This window comes from Actinoplanes sp. NPDC049118 (assembly GCF_040648555.1).
Lineage (GTDB): Bacteria > Actinomycetota > Actinomycetes > Mycobacteriales > Micromonosporaceae > Actinoplanes.
Genome location: NZ_JBEZDY010000040.1, coordinates 13,610 through 32,263, shown reverse-complemented (window position 1 = coordinate 32,263; position 18,654 = coordinate 13,610). Strand labels below are relative to the sequence as shown.

Annotated in this window: 17 protein-coding genes; 9 read left to right on the top strand and 8 right to left on the bottom strand. The window is 73.4% G+C overall.

Going from position 1 to position 18,654, the window contains the following annotated elements:
• Positions 1-64 precede the first annotated feature (64 nt).
• On the top strand, positions 65-1,936 hold the full coding sequence (locus tag AB0B58_RS39140) for a BTAD domain-containing putative transcriptional regulator (protein WP_360235278.1): 1,872 nt from the start codon (positions 65-67) through the stop codon (positions 1,934-1,936).
• A 20-nt stretch (positions 1,937-1,956) separates the two neighbouring features.
• On the opposite strand, the gene AB0B58_RS39135 is transcribed toward AB0B58_RS39140, so the two are convergent.
• The 5 genes from AB0B58_RS39135 to AB0B58_RS39115 all read right to left on the bottom strand — a co-directional run bounded on the left by AB0B58_RS39135 (position 1,957) and on the right by AB0B58_RS39115 (position 6,555).
• Entirely contained in the window at positions 1,957-3,306 is a 1,350-nt protein-coding gene (locus AB0B58_RS39135) for an MFS transporter (RefSeq protein ID WP_360235275.1), read from the bottom strand.
• A 1-nt stretch (position 3,307) separates the two neighbouring features.
• On the bottom strand, positions 3,308-5,929 hold the full coding sequence (gene lanKC, locus AB0B58_RS39130; RefSeq protein WP_360235272.1) for a class III lanthionine synthetase LanKC: 2,622 nt from the start codon (positions 5,927-5,929) through the stop codon (positions 3,308-3,310).
• 85 nt (positions 5,930-6,014) lie between these two features.
• Positions 6,015-6,146 carry a hypothetical protein gene (locus AB0B58_RS39125; RefSeq protein WP_360235269.1) on the bottom strand — a complete coding sequence of 44 codons (132 nt, stop codon included), beginning with the start codon at positions 6,144-6,146 and terminating at the stop codon, positions 6,015-6,017.
• A 24-nt stretch (positions 6,147-6,170) separates the two neighbouring features.
• Positions 6,171-6,308, bottom strand: coding sequence for a hypothetical protein (locus tag AB0B58_RS39120; protein ID WP_360235267.1), 138 nt, complete (start codon positions 6,306-6,308; stop codon positions 6,171-6,173).
• A 115-nt stretch (positions 6,309-6,423) separates the two neighbouring features.
• Positions 6,424-6,555, bottom strand: coding sequence for a hypothetical protein (locus tag AB0B58_RS39115; protein ID WP_360235264.1), 132 nt, complete (start codon positions 6,553-6,555; stop codon positions 6,424-6,426).
• Positions 6,556-6,846: 291 nt separating this feature from the next.
• On the opposite strand from AB0B58_RS39115, the gene AB0B58_RS39110 reads away from it, so the two are divergent.
• The 7 genes from AB0B58_RS39110 to AB0B58_RS39080 all read left to right on the top strand — a co-directional run bounded on the left by AB0B58_RS39110 (position 6,847) and on the right by AB0B58_RS39080 (position 14,037).
• Entirely contained in the window at positions 6,847-7,929 is a 1,083-nt protein-coding gene (locus tag AB0B58_RS39110; protein WP_360235262.1) for a radical SAM protein, read from the top strand.
• Complete coding sequence (locus AB0B58_RS39105; protein ID WP_360235260.1) at positions 7,926-8,615, top strand: iron-containing redox enzyme family protein; 690 nt, start codon at positions 7,926-7,928, stop codon at positions 8,613-8,615. Before AB0B58_RS39110 ends, AB0B58_RS39105 begins: the two co-directional genes overlap by 4 nt.
• Positions 8,616-8,627: 12 nt before the next feature.
• Positions 8,628-8,828 carry an aroma-sacti cluster domain-containing protein gene (locus AB0B58_RS39100; RefSeq protein ID WP_360235257.1) on the top strand — a complete coding sequence of 67 codons (201 nt, stop codon included), beginning with the start codon at positions 8,628-8,630 and terminating at the stop codon, positions 8,826-8,828.
• A 40-nt stretch (positions 8,829-8,868) separates the two neighbouring features.
• Positions 8,869-11,997 (top strand): adenylate/guanylate cyclase domain-containing protein, encoded by a 3,129-nt coding sequence (locus AB0B58_RS39095; protein WP_360235254.1) that lies wholly within the window; start codon positions 8,869-8,871, stop codon positions 11,995-11,997.
• Between the two features lie 7 nt (positions 11,998-12,004).
• Positions 12,005-12,853 (top strand): S8 family serine peptidase, encoded by an 849-nt coding sequence (locus AB0B58_RS39090; RefSeq protein ID WP_360235251.1) that lies wholly within the window; start codon positions 12,005-12,007, stop codon positions 12,851-12,853.
• Positions 12,850-13,434, top strand: coding sequence for a GAF domain-containing protein (locus AB0B58_RS39085; protein ID WP_360235248.1), 585 nt, complete (start codon positions 12,850-12,852; stop codon positions 13,432-13,434). The genes AB0B58_RS39090 and AB0B58_RS39085 overlap by 4 nt, the downstream gene beginning before the upstream one ends.
• A gap of 78 nt (positions 13,435-13,512) precedes the next feature.
• On the top strand, positions 13,513-14,037 hold the full coding sequence (locus tag AB0B58_RS39080; RefSeq protein ID WP_360235245.1) for a GNAT family N-acetyltransferase: 525 nt from the start codon (positions 13,513-13,515) through the stop codon (positions 14,035-14,037).
• Positions 14,038-14,048: 11 nt separating this feature from the next.
• On the opposite strand, the gene AB0B58_RS39075 is transcribed toward AB0B58_RS39080, so the two are convergent.
• Positions 14,049-14,987, bottom strand: a complete 939-nt coding sequence (locus AB0B58_RS39075) for a DMT family transporter (protein ID WP_360235242.1) — start codon at positions 14,985-14,987, stop codon at positions 14,049-14,051.
• 38 nt (positions 14,988-15,025) lie between these two features.
• Here AB0B58_RS39075 and AB0B58_RS39070 point away from each other — a divergent pair, with 38 nt between their 5' ends.
• A complete protein-coding gene (locus AB0B58_RS39070) occupies positions 15,026-15,568 on the top strand; it encodes a CGNR zinc finger domain-containing protein (RefSeq protein WP_360235239.1) in 543 nt (180 codons plus the stop codon).
• Positions 15,569-15,674: 106 nt separating this feature from the next.
• Here the strand turns inward: AB0B58_RS39070 and AB0B58_RS39065 are convergent, their stop codons facing one another.
• Both AB0B58_RS39065 and AB0B58_RS39060 read right to left on the bottom strand, forming a co-directional pair.
• Positions 15,675-18,188 (bottom strand): NB-ARC domain-containing protein, encoded by a 2,514-nt coding sequence (locus AB0B58_RS39065; RefSeq protein ID WP_360235236.1) that lies wholly within the window; start codon positions 18,186-18,188, stop codon positions 15,675-15,677.
• Entirely contained in the window at positions 18,185-18,523 is a 339-nt protein-coding gene (locus tag AB0B58_RS39060; protein WP_360235233.1) for a hypothetical protein, read from the bottom strand. Before AB0B58_RS39060 ends, AB0B58_RS39065 begins: the two co-directional genes overlap by 4 nt.
• Between the last annotated feature and the right edge of the window lie 131 nt (positions 18,524-18,654).

The window sequence follows — 18,654 nt, the reverse complement described above, 5'->3', positions numbered from 1 at the left end:
TGATCAACTTCACCTGACAGCGTGGTACGTGGGCCGCACCGGGTGGTCCGCCGGTGGGAGAACGATGATGCGCAACGGGGCCGACGAGAATCACGAGCGCGTCACGCGGTCTGTCACCGATCTGAGGTACGGCATCCTCGGCTCGCTCGAGGTGCTCCAGAATGGACGGCCGCTCGCCATCGGCGCCCGCAAACAGCGCATCGTGCTGGCGGTGCTGCTGTGCCGCGCGAACACGGCGGTGCCGGTCGGCGCACTGCGCGACGCGCTGTGGGACGACGAGCCGCCGCGAACGGCACAGAAGAACCTCCAAGTGTACGTGTCCGGGCTGCGCGGCCTTCTCGGTCAGCGGTCGGACGGCGCCCGGTGCGACGGGCCGTTGCGGCACCACCTGCCCGGCTACTCGATCCAGGTCGGGCCGGACCAGCTCGACACCCTGCGGCAGCAGCAGCTCGCCCGGTCCGGCCGGCAAGCGATGCGAGACGGCGCGTGGCAGCGGGCCGCCGACACGCTCGGCGAGGCCGTACGCCTGTGGCGCGGTCCCGTCCTGCCGGACCTGGTGACGGTGCCGGAGGTGGCCGCCGAGGCCGACCGGTTGCAGGCGCAGCACCTGACCGTCCTGGAGGACTGGGCGGAGGCCAACCTGGCGCTTGGGCGGCACGCGGACATCGTGGACGCGCTCGACCCGCCGTCGCGTCAGCAGCCGTTCCGGGAGCGGCTGCGCCGGGCCCAGCTGCTCGCGCTCTACCGGTCCGGCCGGCACACCGAGGCGTTCGCCCAGTACGAGGCCATGCGCCAGCAGCTGTCCCGGGAGCTGGGGCTGCCGCCGAGCCCGGTACTCGTCGGGCTCTACGAGTCGATGCTGCGCGGCGACGTGGACCTGCACGTGCCGGAATCCGCGCCCGCGGTCGCCGCCGTGTCGGTGCCCGACGGCCCGGCCGGCCACGTCAACGTGCCCTGGGACACCCCCGACTTCACCGGGCGCGCTCACGAAACTGACGCGCTGCTCGGCGTCCTCACCGCCGGCCGGGACACCGTGGCGGTGGTGAGCGGCGCCGCGGGGGTCGGCAAGACGGCGCTGGCGGTGCACTGCGCGCACCGGCTCGCCGACCGGTTCCCCGACGGCCGGGTCATGGTCTCGCTCCGCGCACCCGACGGGGGACCGCGCCTGGTTCCGGAGGTGCTCGGCGAGCTGCTGCGCGAGTTCGGCGTCACCGAGCCGGTGCCGCACGACCGGGCCAAGCTGTTCCGGTCGGTTACCGCACGCCACCGGATGCTGGTGATCCTGGACGACGCGGTCACCGAGTCCCAGGTGCGGTCGCTGCTCGCGGCGACCGGGGGCGGGGCGGTCGTCGTCACCAGCCGTCGACAGCTGGTCGGCCTGGCGTCGGCGGTGCGGATCGGCCTGGAGCCGCTTTCCGACGCCGAGGCGCTGGAGCTGCTCGGCCGGCTGGTCGGACCGGAGCGGGTGACGGCGCAGCCGGCGGCCGTCCGGCGGCTCCTCGCCAGCTGTCGTGGGTTGCCGCTGGCGCTGCGGATCATCGGCGGGAAGCTCGACGGCCTCCGGCACCTCCCGCTGGACCGCTATGCGGACCGGCTGGCGGACGGCCGGGCCCTGCTGACCGAACTGATGGCCGGCGACGTCGACCTGCGCGCCCGCCTGTCCGTCTGGTACCACGACCTGCGGCCCGACGATCGCGCGACGCTGCGCCTGCTGGCGGCGTCGGCCGAGCCGGGTGCCTCGGTGTCCGAGGTCGCCCGCGGGCTCGGCGTCGAGTTCGCTCAGGCCGAGGCGGCCGTCGAGCGCCTCGCCGAGGAGCATTTCGTGGAGCTGCAACCGGCCGAGGTCGAGGCGCACGACGGGCACGCGCTGCCGCAGTTCGTCCTGCCCCCGCTGGTCCGGTCGTTCGTCCGTGACCTGAGCCGGCACGACGCCTGAGCCGGGCACCGCGCCGCTGCTCACGCCGCCCGGGCGAGGTCCGCCGCGGGGGTGCGGCCCAGGTCCGCCGGCGCGGCCGCCCGCCGGGACCGGCGCGCCGCCCGGAGCGCCGGCGGCACGGACAGCAGCACGGCCGCCAGCGCACCGAGCTGCAGCACCCACAGCGCCGACCGGACGCCGATGAGCTCGCCGAGCGCGCCGCCGGTCACCGCACCCAGCAGCCCGGAGGCGGCGCCCACCACCTGGAGCGCGGCCAGGATGCGGCCGAGGGTCCCCTCGTCGACGTCGGCGACGATCACGGGCCCGACCGCGACGTTGGCGACCGCCGCGAAGAGCGCCGGCAGGCCGACGCCGACCGCGGCCAGGCCGGTTGCGATCAGGATCGGCCCGCCCGCGGCGGGCAGCAGGACGCCGGCGAGCGCGGCGGCGCCGCTCGACGCGAGGAGTACGCCCCGGGGATCCCGGCCGCCGGCGAGCAGCCGGCCGGCGAGGACCGAACCGGCGAGACCCGCGAACCCCGACGCCATGAACAACCACCCGTACGCCTGGGTCGGCACCTGCACCACCCGCAGCAGGAACGGCGCGGTGAGCGCGCCCACGCCCGCCAGCGCGGCGCCGGGAACGAACAGCGCCACCAGCACCGCCCGGCGGACCGGCTCGCCGAAGCAGAACCGCATCCCGGTCGTCATCGTCCGCAGCGCGGCTCCGAGCCCGGCGGCAGGTTCGCCGGCGGTGGGCCGCAGGGTCTGTGCCACCGGCGTCATGCACACCAACGCGGTGGCGCTCAGCAGGTAGCTGATCCCGTCGACCGCCAGCGCGGCCGCCGGCCCGAACATCACGATGGTCGGGCCGGCGAGGAGCCGGCCGATGATGCCCGCCGCGTACTGGCCGGCCTGCAGCCGGGCCCGCACGGCGCCCAGTTGCGCGTCGTCGACGAGCTGGCGCAGGTGGATGAAGTACACGGTCTCCAGGAAGACCCCGACGCAGCCCTGCGCGGCGCAGAGCGCCACCAGCCAGCCGATCGAGGCGACCTCCAGGGCGACACCCGCCGTGATCGCGGCGACGGCGATCGCGGAGAGCGTGTCGAGCAGGATCAGGGTGCGGCGCGGTCGCTCGATCCGGTCGGCGAGGACGCCGGCCGGCAGCGCAAGCAGCAACATCGGAAGCACGGCCGCCGCGCTGATCAGGCTGACCTGCCCCGGGGAGGCCTCGAAGTGCACCACCGCGATGATCGGCAGCGTGATCCCGGTGAAGGCCGAGCCGAGCGCCGACGCGGTGTGTCCCCACCAGTACAGGCGGAGGTCGGCCGACGTGGCGTCCCGGCGAGGTCGGTGCTGCCCTGGGCGTTGCCGGTGCCGCCCGGGGCTCACGTCACCGCCCCGCGGCCGCGGGAAGGGCCATGGCCATTGCCGGCGGCACCGGCCCGCACCGGGCGTCGATCAGCTCGTCCACCGTGAACAGCGCGTCCGGGCGCGGATCGAGGGTGTGCGTCAGTCCCAGCAGGACGCCGGCCGAGCCGCTCCACAGCTCCGCGCTGAACCGCAACGCCTGGTCACCCAGAATGCGGACGCCGGTCTCGTGCGGCACGACGTACTTGAACAGGGCCCGGGCCGACCGCAGCGCGGCGGCGCGCGCCGAGTCGTCGCCGGTCAGCAGGGCGTGGTCGGCGAGGGTGAACGCGAAGCCGGCCATCCCCTGCAGGAGACCCGGGAACGCGGTGTAGGTCAGGCGGACCGGTTCCAGCAGGCGGGGCAGCGCGGCGGCCAGGCGCTCGTCCGCGACGGCACGCAGGGTGCGGGTGACCGCGAAGGCGGTGCCGGCCGAGCCGACGAACAGGTACGGCATGACCCTGCGGTCCTTTGTGGAGGCCGGGAACATCAGGCCGGACGTGTTGGCGTCGGTCGCCCGGTCGAGTTCGGCGTGCAGCAGCCGTACCGCCCGCGCGAGGTGGCGGTCGTCGCCCGTGACGCCGGCCAGTTGCTGCAGCATCAACGCGACGCCGGACCGGCCGTGCATCAACCCCGTGGCGTCGTCCGCACCGAGCCGGCCCGTCAGCTGCTCGTCCGACGGCAGCGCCGCCGCCAGCGCGCAGGCCCGTTCGACGTGGTGTTCGTCGCCGGTGAGCTGGTACAGCCCCAGGTGGGCCTGCGCCACGCCGGCGGCGCCGGCGAAGATCGTTGCACAGCTGCCGGTGAGTGGATGGCGGTCGGCCGTCGCGAGGAGGTCTCCGGCCTCCTCGACGCAGCCGGACGCGGCGAGCACCTGCGCGATACCGGCCAGCCCGACGAACAGCCCGGGACCGAGCTTGTGTGCCTGGTCCAGGGCGTCCCGGCGCAGCCGCTCGACGAGACCGTCCGGCAGCGCGCGGCCTGAGCGGCGCAGCGCGTGTACCACGCCTGCCGTGCCGTAGGCCACGCACACCGTGTTGGACTGGTGCCCCTGGGGGATGGTGGGAAACACGCGGCTGGTGTTCGTCAGGTCGGCCATGGCGACGAGCGCGTCCGCGACTCCGTCGCGCAGCGCGGTCAGGTGACCGATGGGGTCGGTCGCCACCTGTGCGGGCGTCGGCAGGCGCGGGTCGTTGCGGGGCACGTGATGGCTGGTGGCGCGTTGCCAGAGCGCCGGCGACACCGGCGCGATGTCGTTCAGATCCCGGTGCAGGTGCGCCAGCGCGTCGGGGTTGCGGTCCAGGACCAGTTGCAGCGGGCCGAGGCAGTGCTGGGCCAGCCGGGACAACCCGAACAGGTCGTGCTCGCGGGCGTCGGCGCGGACGAGGTCGTCCGGTGGCAGGAACCCCGGTGTGACGGCCGCTACGAAGGTGGTGCCGATCCGCTGGGCGGAGCCGAAATCCACGAGCCGGGCGGTGTCGTCGTCGCCGACCATGACGTTTGTCGCGCTGATGTCCACGAAGAGGTACCCGATCGCGTGCAGCCGCCGGATGGCCTGCTCCACCTGGCTCAGGACGGCCGCGCAGCGATCGTAGAAGTCGGCGAACTCGGCCGCCGTCGAGCCGGCCCGCACCAGTGGCGTCCGCCGCACCATCCACGGCCCGAACGACTCGCCGGGGATGTGCTCCATCACGAGGAATTCGTGCTTCCACTGCGAGAAGTGGGCGATCGGCTCCGGTGCCAGCCCCGGTGCCAGCCGGTGCAGCTCGGTCAGGACTTCGTGTTCGGCCCGGAGCAGGTCGATCGCGGTCGCGCCGTCCTCGCGCGTGCCGACGTGGGGCCGTGCCTCCTTGCAGACGACCCGCCTGCCGGTGGCCGACTCCCGGCCCAGGTAGATGCCGCCGGCGTTGGTGAAGCGGATCGCCGACTCGATGCGGAACCCGTTGAGGTCGCCGGCGGCCGGCGGCGGCCCGAGTGGTTCGGCGAGGAACGGGTCGGCGATGCCCGGCGGCAGCTGGAAGGACACGCCGCGCTGGTCGCCGACGAGGTTTCCGTGACCGTCGCGGGTCAGCAACTCGAGCGTGCCGTCGGCCCGGTGGCGTTCGCGCCTGGTGAACGCGCCGTACCGGTAGAACACGACGTTCGAGTCCTGGAAGGGGCGGTCCGACAGGATGAAGGGGCCGTCCTCGTCGGCCAGCGCCGCGTGCAGCGCGGTCATCAGCCGGCGCGCCGCGGCAACGTCGGCCGGGTACGCCGCGATGAACTTGCCGCTCTGTGCCCGGTTCGCGTGCCTCGCGTGCTGCCAGAAGTAGCCGGATCCGGCCGCGAGATGCTTGAACGCGACACCCTGCGCGAAGCACAGCGCCGCCGTGGTGTCCAACACGTGCTGGATCCGCCCCGCCCGGGCGGAGACGTGCACCTTCCACCCGTCATCGGGCAGCGGGTCGTGCTCAGCCGGTTGCCAGCCCCGCCACACGCCGAACCGGGCCTCGTTCCATCCACTGGGGACGTTCGTCGGCCGCAGGCCGTCGCCGTCGTCGCGGCCGTCGTCCAGCGGGGCGTAGAACTCCCGGTCCGCCACGGCGAACTCCATCGGAAATCTCATGGCATCTCCATCTGAGGCTGAGGTGAACCGGTGAGTCACCCCGGCAGGGCGGGGCCCTATCGCCCCGGCCCTGCCGGGCGAACACCTAGCAGGGCTTTTCGCATACCGCGAGGCTGAACGCGCTGAAGGCGTGCGCCTCGACGTCCTCTTCGCCCTCGGGTCCGTTCTCGATGTGCTGCTGCTGCAGGGACAGCACGGTCCGCGCGTGCATCGTCATCGTCAGACTCCTTCTGATAGCTGCTTATACGGGCTTCAGGCAGCCGGCCGCGATGCTGATGAAGCTGGCGCTCGCGTGACCCTCGACGTCCTGTTCGCCTTCGGGTCCGTCCTCGGGCTGCTGCTCTTGCAGGGAAAGCACCGTCCAGGCGTGCATGGTCATTCTCGGATTCCTTCCGATGGCTGTTTCCGGGACTTCTGACGGCCTGGCGGGTGCGCTGGACCGGGGGAGCCCAACGCACCCGCCGTTCGACTACCGGTGTGCCCGATCGAACTATTTAGGAGGCGCTCGCGCAGTTGGCGAGGACGCTGGTCAGGCTGATGTGGCCCTCGACGTCTCCGTCGCCCTCGGGGCCGGTCTCGGTGTTCTGCTCCTGCAGGGAAAGCACCGTCCACGCGTTCATCGACATCGTCAGACTCCTTGGTTCAGCGCGGAGCCGGTGTGGTTCCGCCGTGGCCCGAACGCTATGGACCCGAGTACAAGGAACGGTTGCGCACCGGTATGGCGGCGGTATGGCCGCTGCCTGCCGGGGGTGTACCGAGCGCCGGACCCGTCCGCCGGAACACGTGCGGCGGGCCGGGCACGCGCCTGGGCCTGCGGCCATACCGCGTTCGATGCGCGAGGCAGCCCCTCGCCAACCCGGGCCCGGAGAGACTGCACCGGTCCGTGATCGCGCGGGTGGCCTATGACAGGGGAAACCGTGGAGCTTGGTGAGCTGGTCGGCCTGCGCCCGCTGCCCGGCGCCGGTCTGCTGCTGGCGTTGACGCAGCGCTGCCCGCTGCGTTGCGCGCACTGCTCGTCGGCGTCGACCCAGGCCGGCCCGCAGCCGTCCGCCGCCCGGTTGCGGCGGTTCGTGGCGTCCTTCGGCGACCGGGACCGCCCCGATGTGGTGCTCATGACCGGCGGTGAGCCGCTGCTGCGCCCGGAGCTGGTTGCGGAGCTCGCGCTCGCCGCCCGGCGCCGGGGTGCCCGCAGCGCCGTCCTGACCGGAGCGTTCTTCGCGCGGACGGCGACACCCGCGGCCATCCGGGCGGCGATCGACGCGGTCGACCACTTCTCGGTCAGCATCGACGTCTTCCACGAGCGGCAGATCCCGCGCCCCGACGTGTTCCGGCTGCTGTCGTCGGTGCTCGACGCCGGGACACCGGTCAGCATCCACGCGGTCGGCGCCACGGCCGGCGACCCCTACCTGACCGGCCTCGTCGCCGACGTGCGACGGCGGTTCGGCGACCGCGTACCGATGCTTGTCAACACCGTCCGGCCGGTGGGACGCGCGGCGGCGTGGGCCGCGGCCCGGCCGATGCCCGCCGACCCGGGTGAGGTGTCGCCGTGCGCGATGGCGGCCTGGCCCGTCGTGGCCGCGGACGGAATGGTGCTGGCCTGCTGCAACCAGGACGTCGTCGACCGGCGGCCGGCACCGGAGCACCTGCGGCTCGGGCACCTTGACGACGACGACTGGCCGGCCGTCCGCCGCCGGCTGCTGACCGCGCCGGTGCTGCGGATGATCCGCAGCACCGGGCCCGCGCATCTGCTCTCGCGGTACGGCACGCCGGCCGCCGGCGCACCGGCCGATCAGGGGTACTGCGCCGGGTGCCGGCGGCTCGGCGAGCGGCCGGAGGTGCTCGCCGCGGCCGGCCGGGCGGCGGCCGGCGCCGTGGGAGAGCTGGTGGATCGGCAGGTGGCGGCGGTCCAGCTGCGGGCCGGCCCGGTGGACTTCGTCCGCCGGTACGGCTGCGCGCGCCACGCGCACCTGGTCGGCGCGCGCGGGGCGGACCGGTCGTGAGCCGGCCGGCCGGGCGGCGCGCCGCCGCCGCGACGCTCCGGGCCACGATCGCGCAGGCGGCGCCGACCCTTCGTGCCGCGTCGGCGCGGCTGTGGCAGCGCCCCGGCCTGCCCGGGCGCTATCGCGGGTACCTGTGCGCGATGCACGCGGTGGTCCGCGCCTCGGTGCCGGTCATGGAGTTCGCCGCCGGCCGCTGCGCGGAGCTGGTGGACGACCCGGTCGGCGGCCCGCTCCAGGCGTACCTGCGCCACCACATCGAGGAGGAGCGCGGCCACGACGACTGGCTGGCCGCCGATCTCGCCGAGCTCGGGGCCGGCGCCGACCCGGCCGGGCTGCTCGCGCAACCGCCGCCGGCAGCGGCCGCCCTGGTCGGCCCGCAGTACTACTGGATCGCGCACGTTCACCCGGTCGCGGTGCTCGGATACATCGCCGTGCTGGAGGCCAACGCGCCGGCGGTGCGGCTCGTCGACCGGCTCACGTCGGCCGGCATACCCGAGCGCGCCGTCCGGACCGTACGCGAACACGCCGTCCTGGACACCGGCCACACCGAACAGGTGTTCAGCCTGCTCGACGAGCTCCCACTCACCGAGGAGCAGCTGCGTCTCGTCTCGATCAGCGGCCTGCAGACGGCGCAGGCGCTCGTCGGGCTGTACCTGCACGTCCTGCGCCGCAACCCACCCGCGTGAGGAGCACAGCACATGAACCGGCACCGGTACTCGCTCGCCGATCTCGAAGCGAACGGCATACCGACCCACGCGCTCACCGCCGAGCAGCTCGAGGTGCTTCGCGATCTGACCGACGACGAGTTCACGCTCCTGGTCGACATCCGGAGCCGGCTGGAAGCGGTCGGCCCGGACGTACAGGCACACAGCGACATCGCCGGCGCGGCGCTGTTCTGACCGTGCGGTCCCACCGCCCGATCCGCCGGGGAGGCCCAGCATGACCTGCACCGCGTGCGCGGCCACGATGCCGCCGAACGCCCGGTTCTGCCCGTCGTGCGGCACCGCCGGCACGCCGGCCGCGGTCGTGGCGGCGCGGAAGCTGGTGACGGTCGTCTTCTGCGATCTCGTCGGCTCCACCGCCCTGTCCGAGGCGCTTGATCCGGAGACGCTGCGCTCGGTGGTGCTCCGGTACTTCGCGGCGATGCGGGACTGCATCGAACATCACGGTGGCACGGTGGAGAAGTTCATCGGTGACGCGGTCATGGCCGTCTTCGGCGTACCGGTGATGCACGACGACGACGCCCGCCGCGCGGTGGCCGCCACCCTCGACATGCGCGCGGCGCTGGCCGTCGTCAACGCCGACCTCGACGCGACGCTCGGGGTGCGCCTCGCGGTCCGGATCGGGGTCAACACCGGCCCCGCGGTGACCGGTGACGGCTTCGCGGATCGGCAGGCGCTGGTCTCGGGAGAGACGGTGAACGTCGCCGCGCGGCTGGAGCAGCATGCCGGCGCGGGCGAGATCCTCATCGGCCCGGTCACCCACCGGGCACTCGGCGGCGCCGCCCGGACCGAGCCGGTCGGCCCGCTGGCGTTGAAGGGCAAGCAGGCGCCGGTCATCGCACACCGCCTGCTCGGCCTGGACACCGATGCGCCTGAGCTGCCCGGCCGCCTCGACGTCCCGTTCGTCGGCCGCGCAGGCGAACTGCGAGAGCTGAACCTGGCCCTCGACGGTGTGGTGACGGAGCGCCGGAGCCGGCTGGTCACCGTGTGCGGGGAACCCGGCATCGGCAAGACCCGCCTGGTGCACAGCTGGCTCGCCGGCGTCCGCCGGCCGGTCCGGCACGGCACCGGGCGCTGCCGGCCGTACGGCGATCACGGCAGCCTGGCACCGCTGGCCGAGGCGGTGCACCAGCTGCTGGCCGGCCGGCACCCGGACCGGCTGCCGGCCGATGCCATGGCGGTCCTGCGGTCCGGCCTGCTCGAGGACGGCACGCCGGGACCGGCCGCGCACAGCACCTGCGCCGCCCTCGCCGCGGTCCTCGACGGCCTCGCGCAGGACCGTCCGGTGGTGCTGGTCCTCGACGACTGCCAGTGGGCCGCCGATCCGCTGCTGGACGCCGTCGACCGGCTCACCGCGCTGACCGCGCGGTCGCCCGTGCTGTTCCTCTGCCTGGCCCGGCTGGACGTGTTGGACCGCCGCGCCGCATGGGGTTCGGGGCGGGCACCACATCTGCTGCTCTCCGGTCTGTCCACGGTGGAGTCCGAGGTCATGGTGGCGACGCTCGTCGAGGTCGCCGGCCACCAGACGGCCAGCCCGGCCACGGTGGTGGCCGCCTGCGCGGGAAACCCGTTCTACCTCGAGCAGCTGGTCGCCGCCGTCACCGAGGCCGACCGGGACGACCTGCCGCCCTCGCTGCAGTCCGTGCTCGGTGCCCGGATCGACGCGCTCGACCGGCCGGAGCGCACGGCGCTGGACCTCGCGGCGATCCTCGGCCGCGAGTTCACCCCCCGCCAACTCGCCGGACTGGCCGGCACCGGGCCCGAGGGCGCTCCGGGCGGGCCACTGTCCGGCACGCCGCCGCACGAACCGGTGCGCGCCGCGCTGGCCCACCTGGACAGCCGTCGCCTGGTGCAGCGCACCGGGGTGGCGAGCCCGGACGGCGCGCTGATCCGCTTCGCCAACAGCCTGATCCACGAGGCCACCTACCGGGCGATGGCCAAACAGACCCGGGCCGAGCGCCACGAGCGCGCCGCGGACCTCCTGCACCGGTGGGACGCCGCGGCCGTGACCGCCGCCGGTCATCTGGAGCGGGCCTACCGCTACCGCGTCGAGCTCGGCCTGCTCGGCGCCACCACCGACACGCTGCGCCGCCGCGCCGCCGCCCTGCTCGGCACGGCCGGCGCGCAGGCACTCCACCGCTCCGACGTCACCTGGGCCGGGACGCTGCTGCAGCGGGCCGCCGACCTGTGCACGCGAGGGGAGGACGGCTGGGCGGCCACGACCCGGCGGCTCGCCGAGGCCCGCATCGCCGCCGGGCGGATCGAGGAGGGCCGGTCGCTGCTGCGCGGCGTGCTCGACGCGGCCGAGGACCCGGTCGAGACGGCACACGCGCGGCTGGCCCTCGCCGCGACGGACGGCGCGGAGGCCGTCAGCGCCGCCGCGGCCGCCGCCCGGCAGGCCATGCCCGTCTTCGTGGCCGCCGGTGACGACCTTGGCCAGGCCCGCGCGCACATCAGGCTGGCGCAGGAGCACCAGTTCCACGGCCGGCACTCCAGTGCCGTGCGGCGGCTCGACGCCGCGCTGACGCACGCGGCGCGGCGCGACCTGGAAGCCGTACAGGCGATGGCGCTCGGAGCGCTCGGCATGTCGCTGTGGCGGGGCCCGACCCCGGTACCCGCGGCGGTCGAGCGATGCCGCGCGCTCCTCGCCGAGCACGGCTCCCGCCGGCCGACCGTGCGGGTGACGCTGAGCTGCCCGCTCGCCGTCCTCCTCGCCCTCGACGATCGGATCGACGACGCGCACGCCCGCCTCGCGGATGCCGGTGCCGTCGCCGAGACGTTGGGCTACGCCGAGGGTGAACTGGTCATCCCGATCTTCGCCGCCGCCGTCGAGTCGCTGGCGGGACGGCCGGAGGCGGCGCTGCGGCTGCTGCGCCGGGCCGATGCGGCGGCGCTGCGGCTCGCCTCGGACGGCATGCGCAGCGCGGTCGTACGGGAGACGGCCCGGCTCCTGCTCGAACAGGGACGGTGGGCGGAGGCCGGCGACGCGCTCCGGACGGTCGATGCCGCGCCCGGTGCGCTGCGCGCGGAACTGGCGGACCTCTACGGCCTGCGCGGCCGGATCGCCGCGGCCGGGGGCGCGGGCGAGGAGGCCGTGCGGCTGGCGGAGCGGGCCGTCGCCACCGCCGCCGCGACGGATTCGCCGATCGTCCAGGCGGTCGCGGCACTCGACCGGGCGGTCGTCCTGGCGCGGGCCGGACGGATCGCACAGGCGGCGACCTCCGCCGGCGCAGCACGCCGGCGATTCGCCGCGAAGGGGCACCGGCCCGGTGTCCGCCGGGCCCGGCAGCTGCTGGCCGAACTCACGACCGGCTCCGAACCGAACCGAACCGAGGACAGCGAATGAGCGAATCATGAGCATTACCACCGACCCGAGCGGCGGCGGCTGGCTTACCTGGCGGCTGGGCGACCCGGACCAGCTCGATCTGGCCGTCGTCGCCGACGGGCAGCCGGTCTCCCCGGAGTGGGCCTGGGGCGGCGCGACGGGCTCCGGGGTACGGGTGTGTGTCGTGGACTCCGGCGTGGATCCGGGCCACCGGCTCGTCGGGCCGGTCTCCGGCTCGTGGGCCGTCGTGTCCGCCGACGACGGGTACGAGGTGGTGCCGGTCGACGCCGGCGACGCCTGCGGCCACGGCACGGCCTGCGCCGGCATCGTCCGCCGGGTGGCCCCCGATTGCGAGATCTTCAGCGTCAGGGTGCTCGGCAACAACCGCACCTGTACCGGCGACGGGCTGCTCGCCGGGCTCCGGTGGGCGATCCGCCAGGACTTCGACGTGATCAACCTGAGCCTGTCCACCACCAGGACGCGGTACGCCGACGAGCTGCGCTCACTCGCCGACGAGGCCTACTTCCGCCGGATAGCGATCGTGGCCTCGGCGCACAACGTACCGGTCGAGAGCTTTCCGTGGCGGTTCTCCTCGGTCATCTCGGTGGGCAGCCATCACCAGGAGGACCAGCCGGACCTCTTCCTCTACAACCGGCGGCCCCCGGTCGAATTCTTCGCACCGGGGCAGAACGTCGAGCTGGCGTGGCCGGGCGGCGGCAGCATCCGCGCCAGCGGGAACAGCTTCGCCACGCCGTTCATCACCGGGCTCTGCGCGCGCATCCTCTCCAAGCACCCGAGGATGACCACCTTCCAACTCAAGAATGTCCTGTACCTGGCCGCGGCCAACGTCGACGTCCATATTGGAGATGAAGCATGAACGGCCTCGAAACCGATCCGCTGTCCAGCGAACTGCTCCAGTCGGTGGTGGACGTGGCCCGGGCCATCTTCGGCGCCCAGGCGAGCTCCGTGTTCCTGCTCGACGCGCAGGCCGACGAGCTGATCTTCCAGAGCGTCTCCGGCCAGGGCGAGGGCTTCCTGGTCGGCCGGCGGTTCCCGGCCGGGCGCGGCATCGCCGGCTGGGTCGTCGCCTCCGGCGAGCCGATGGTCGCGAACGAGCTGTCCCGCAACGCCGCGTTCGACCGCGGCCTCGCCGAATCCACGCGGTACGTGCCGGACTCGCTGATGGCGGCACCACTGATCCACGATGGACGGATGCTCGGCGTGCTGGAGGTCCTGGACCCCGTGCCGCAGTCCCGGTCCAGCCTCAACGAGCTCGACCTGCTGGCGCTGTTCGCCCGGCAGGCCGCGGCGGCGCTGCGGGTCGTCGTCGACCGGCACTTGCCGGACGACGTCGACCGGGGACCGCACCCGGCCGGCGTGCTGGATCCCGGCCGGCAGGCCACGGCGCGGCAGCTGCTCGGCAGCCTGCAACGGCTGTTCGAGGAGCCGGTTGGCTGACGTGTCGGCGGCGCGGGGATACTCACCATCACCCCCGCCACCGTGGGATCAGCCGGCCGCCACCAGATCGGGACAGTGATGATTTCGTTCGTTCCGCCGGGCAGATCGGGCGACGAGGAGTATGTCGCCCAGGTCGCCGACCTGGTCAACGTCGTCTACGCGGCCGCCGAGGAAGGCCTCTGGATCGAGGGCACCGAGCGGACCTCACCCGCCGAGGTCGCCTCCATCATCGCGGCCGGCGAGCTGGTGGCGGCCGGGTCGGACGGGGAGCCGGCGGGGGTGGCGCGGGTGCGGCGCCTGCCGACCGGCGAGGGCGAGCTCGGCATGCTGGTGGCCGACCCCGAGCGGCGCGGAGCCGGCATCGGGCGCGCCCTCGTGGCGTACGCCGAGGGCTGGGCGGGCGACCGGGGGCTGCGCACGATGCAGCTGGAGCTGCTGGTCCCGCAGGCCTGGACCCACCCGGTGAAGCAGTTCCTGTACGACTGGTACACCCGGATCGGCTACCAGGTGGTCCGCAAGGGCGACCTCGCCGACGACTTCCCGGCCCTGGTCCCGCGCCTGGCCACGCCCTGCGACTTCCTGGTGTTCCACAAACAGCTGTGAGGAGAGGCGGTCTACCGGTCGCCGAGGCGGACGGCCACCACGCCGCCGATGATCAGGACGCCGCCGGCGAGCTGGGCCAGGCCCGGAAGCTGGGCGACCAGCAGCCAGGCGAACAGGACCGCCGCGACCACCTCGAGCAGGGCCACGAACGACGCCACCCGGGAGCCCAGCCGGCGGCTCGCGGCGATGCCGGTCGCATACGCTACGGCCGCGGTGACCAGGCCGAGCAGGACCATCGGCACCCACCAGGGCGGGCTGCCGAGGGAGTACTGCGGTGCGACGGCGGAGGCGTGCATCGGCAGCAGGCCGGTCGCGGCGAGGGTCAGGAGCACCAGCGCGCCGACCGTCAGCCCGGCGCCGGCCAGGGCCAGGGGCGGCAGGCCGTTGCCGGTGTCGGCCGAGATCAGGAAGTACGCCGTGGCGCCGACCATCGCGCCCAGCGCCCAGGCGACACCCGACCAGGCCAGATCGGCGCCGGAGGCCAGGTCGAGCACGAGCACCAGGCCGGCCGCGGCGACGACTGCGCCGGCGACGGTCAGCGGGCGGGGGCGCTGGCCGCGCCGCAGCCAGAGCCAGGCGACCACGGCCGCGGGCGCCGTGTACTCGATGAGCAGGGCCGGGGCGACATCCATGGTGGCGACCGCGGAGAAGTAGCAGAACTGGGCGCCGGCGACGGCGAGCGTGCCGTACAGCAGGACCTGCCCGGCCTGGCGCCGCAGCAGATGCCACCGACCGCGCAGCGCGGCGACCGTGAACGGCGCCAGCGCGAGCGCGGCGAGCGCGATGCGGCCGAGGACGATCGCGCCGGGGCTCCAGCCGGTGGCGAGCAGACCGGTGGCCAGCGGGCCGGAGAGGCCGAAACCCGTCGCCGAGACGACGGCGAGCAGCACCCCGCCGCCGATGCCGGGCGCGGCGGTCAGGACGGGCCTGTCATTGGCTAGCTGGGTCATAGGAAGTGACGCTATGGAGGTCGTCGTAAGATGTCAAGGTGCTTTTAGCCCATGACACAGGGGCCGCGCTCCAAGCGGCCGTCGAGCTGGTCAACAGCGGCGCGGAACCGGACACGCTGGCCACGACGGCGTGGGTCGACGACTGGTACGCGCGGCACCGCTACACGGGCCGCCGCGACCGCGACGCCGCGGAGCTGGCCGAGCTGCGGGCCCTGCGCCCCGTACTGCGGGCCCTGCTCACCGCGGACCGCGACGCCGCCGCCGAGATGATCAATCGGATGCTGGCGGACGCCGGCGCCGTGCCCCGGCTGGTCCGCCACGACGGCATCGACTGGCACATCCACGCCGTGTCGCCCGACGAACCCGTGGTGCGCCGGATCGTCGTGGAGACGGCAATGGCGATGGCCGATCTCGTACGCGGCGACGAGATGTCCCGCCTGTCGGTGTGCGCCGACGAGAACTGCGACGGCATCGTGCTCGACCTGACCCGCAACCGGTCCCGCCGCTTCTGCAGCACCGCCTGCGCCAACCGGGGCGCCGTGGCCGCCTACCGCGCCCGGGCAAGAGCCGCCAAGCCCTGACGGCGGCGGACTGCAAACCGGCGGTCGAAGGGCGCCGCGCACCAGGGGGTGCAAAACCGCCGCAACCGAGCCTCGGCGTCGGGGGTCAGTCGCCGGGAGGCCGCGGCTATCCCGCGGCCTCGCTCGCTGGGTGGCTCGAGTGTCCTGTTCGCCGTGCTGACGTGACGAGCCGGGACAGCCAACGCCGCCACCATGGCCGGCAACTCTCCTGGAACTCCCCGATCAGCTCCTCGATCTGGTCGGCGGGGGCGTTCTGACTGAGCAGGGCGGCGGCCCTCTGCGCGTACGCCCTCGTCTTCTTTCTGCCGGCCCGGGCTCGCTCCCCGCACGTCATCAGGAGCTCTCCCACCACCAGGACATGGACATCCCGCTCGCCTTTCGCGCCCGTGATGGCTTGGGCCTGCATGAGATGGAAGACAGCTTCGTCCCATCGGCGGAGGACTCTCAGGCTCGCACCCAAGAAGTAGTGCAGGACCGCTTTGGCGGGGCTGTCGTCGTTCCGCATCGTCAGGGCATCCCGCAGCAGGGGCACCGCTTCCGCGTGCCGTCCCACATTGGCGAGATTGGCGCCGGCGGCACCCAGGCTTGCTGCACGGCAGCTGCGGCACGTGGTACCTCCGGCGGCGCGAATCGCGCGCTGATTCACCTCGTCGAGCCGGTCCATATCCCTGCGTTCCGCATACGCTTGGCCCAGACGGGCCAATAGGGCGATGGCGCGTCCCCAGTCGGCTGTGGACTCGTGCAGGCCGGCCGCACGATCCAGATGTGGCATGGACTCCTCACGCTTTTCCCGGTCCCACAGATAGCAGCCGAGCTCCTGCCGCGCTATGGCCTCTCCCCGCTGGTCATCGACCAGGGCGAAGGTCTCGGCAGCCGCGTCGAAGTCCTCCAGCGCGGCCTCCGTGTCCTTCAGGTGAGCCACCAGCCTGGCGATGTACAGGAATGCGTGCGCCTTGCCGACCGTGTCGTCGACCTTCCGGAAGACCTTCAGCGCCGCAATGTGCTCGGTGCAGGCCGCGTCGGCGTTGCAGCTCTGCGAGTAGGCGAGCCCCAGTTCGTTACGGGCGTTGGCCTCACCGAGCTGGTCTTTCTGCCGTCGGTACTTGTTCGCGGCCGAGCGGAGCGTCCTCACGGCGTTCTCGTACTGGCCGTCCTCGCGATACGACCGGCCCAGATGTACGAGCGACGCGGCCACGCGTCCGCCATTTCTGAGCTGCCGCGCCGCGTCGACGGCAACCGAGCTCGCCGAGATCAGGTACGCGGCGCGGAGGTCTTTCTCGTACCAGCCCTGCCACAGCAGCTCGGGCAGGTCGCAGACGAGTTCGAGATGCCCGTACTCGGCCGCCTGCTGGGCCGCGGCGAGGATGTTGTCGTCCTCTGCCTCGTACCAGGCGAGGGCCTCCGGTACGCCGGCGAAGTGTCCGCCCCGCTCGGACGGCAGTGGTAGGGCGGCGGGATTCAGCAGTGCGACGGCGCCGGCCGCGGTGTCGAAGTACCAGCGGCAGAGCCGCCCGATGGTCGCCCGACGGTGCTCGACGTCGTCCTCGGCGGCCCGCTCGGCCGCGAACTCGCGCAAGAGGTCGTGCATGCGGAAACGGCCGGCATCGGGCTCCTCGAGCAGGTTGGCGCGCAGAAGCGCATCCATCAGGCGCCGTGCGTCATTCAGGTCCACGTCACCGAGAACCGCTGCGGCCTCCACGGTGACGTTCGGCCCTTTGAACAGACCGATGGCTCGCCACAGCCGGGCCACGTCGGGGGCGAGCGCTCTATAGGACCAGGAGAAGACCACGCGTACGTCGGCTCTTGGGTCGTCCCCGGTGACCAGCCGGTCGAGCCGCGACTGATCGGCCAGCTCGGCCGCGACGACGGAGATGCTCCAGTGCGGCCGGCTGGCCTCCGCGGCGATGATCCGCAATGCGAGCGGCAGGCCCGCACATCGCCGCACCAGCAGGGCGGCATCCTCCGGCGCGGCGGTGACCCGGTCGCCGACCAGTTCCCGCAGCAGTGCCAGCGCATCCGACATGGGCAACGGACTGAGATTCAGCCGACGGGCCCCCTCGCGGGCCACGAGGCCGGGGAGTGTGTTGCGGCTGGTGATCACGACGACGGACGATGAGCCGCCGGGCAGCAGGGTGCGTACCTGCTCGGCGGAGGCGGCGTTGTCCAGGACCACGACGACCCGCCGGCCGGCCAGCAGACTCCGATAGAGGGATGCCCGAGCGGCGACGTCGGCGGGAATGCCCCCGGCGGGCACCCCGAGCGCCTGCAGAAATCGCGCCAGAACGTCGGTCGGCTTCGCCGGAGCGCCGGGATTCGCTCCGTTCAGATCCTCGTAGAGCTGTCCGTCGGGGACCTGCTCGTGGACCTGCTGCGCCCAACGGACGGCGAGGGCGGTCTTGCCGACACCGGCCATACCGGTCACCACGACGACCGGCGGCGATGATGAGGTCAGCAGCAGCTCCGTCAGCTGGGTCAGCTCTTCTGTTCTTCCGGTGAAGCCGGCCGGGACCGATGGGAGCTGACGTGGGACGGGGAAACCCTGCTGGGAGTCGGCCGGGGAGCAGTGGAAGACCTGCGTCTGCGCCAGGTAGGCGTCGCGGTGTGCCTCGACACCCGTCATCGCGCGCCGGGCCGGTTGCCGAAATGCTGGTCACGGCCGGCGATGTAGGCGTCCCGGCCCGCCCGCACGTGCTGTTGCACAGGGCCGTCAGCGGTCCCGGTCTCCGGCGCGGCGGGCGGGGGAGAGGCGCGGCGTGCCAGTACGAGTCCGTAGATCGTCAGGGGCAGACAGAGGACGGCGACCACCGCCGCGACGACGCTGCCCCATTGGTCTGCCGCCGCAAGCCGTCCGGGACCGCGGAGCAGGGGCACGCCGAAGTAGACGACGGCGCCGACGAGCCCGATCGCGGCGAGCGCAGGAAACAGCCGCAGCCAGACTCTCTGGGATTTGGTCATCGCCCCATGATGGCTCAGCGACCCCACACCATCGCCCGCAAGAGTGATGGTCAGCCGTGGTCAGAGGCGCTTGACTGCCGGCACGTCCGGACGGCTGCGGAGGATGAGCTTGCCGCGGCTCGGGTAGCCGA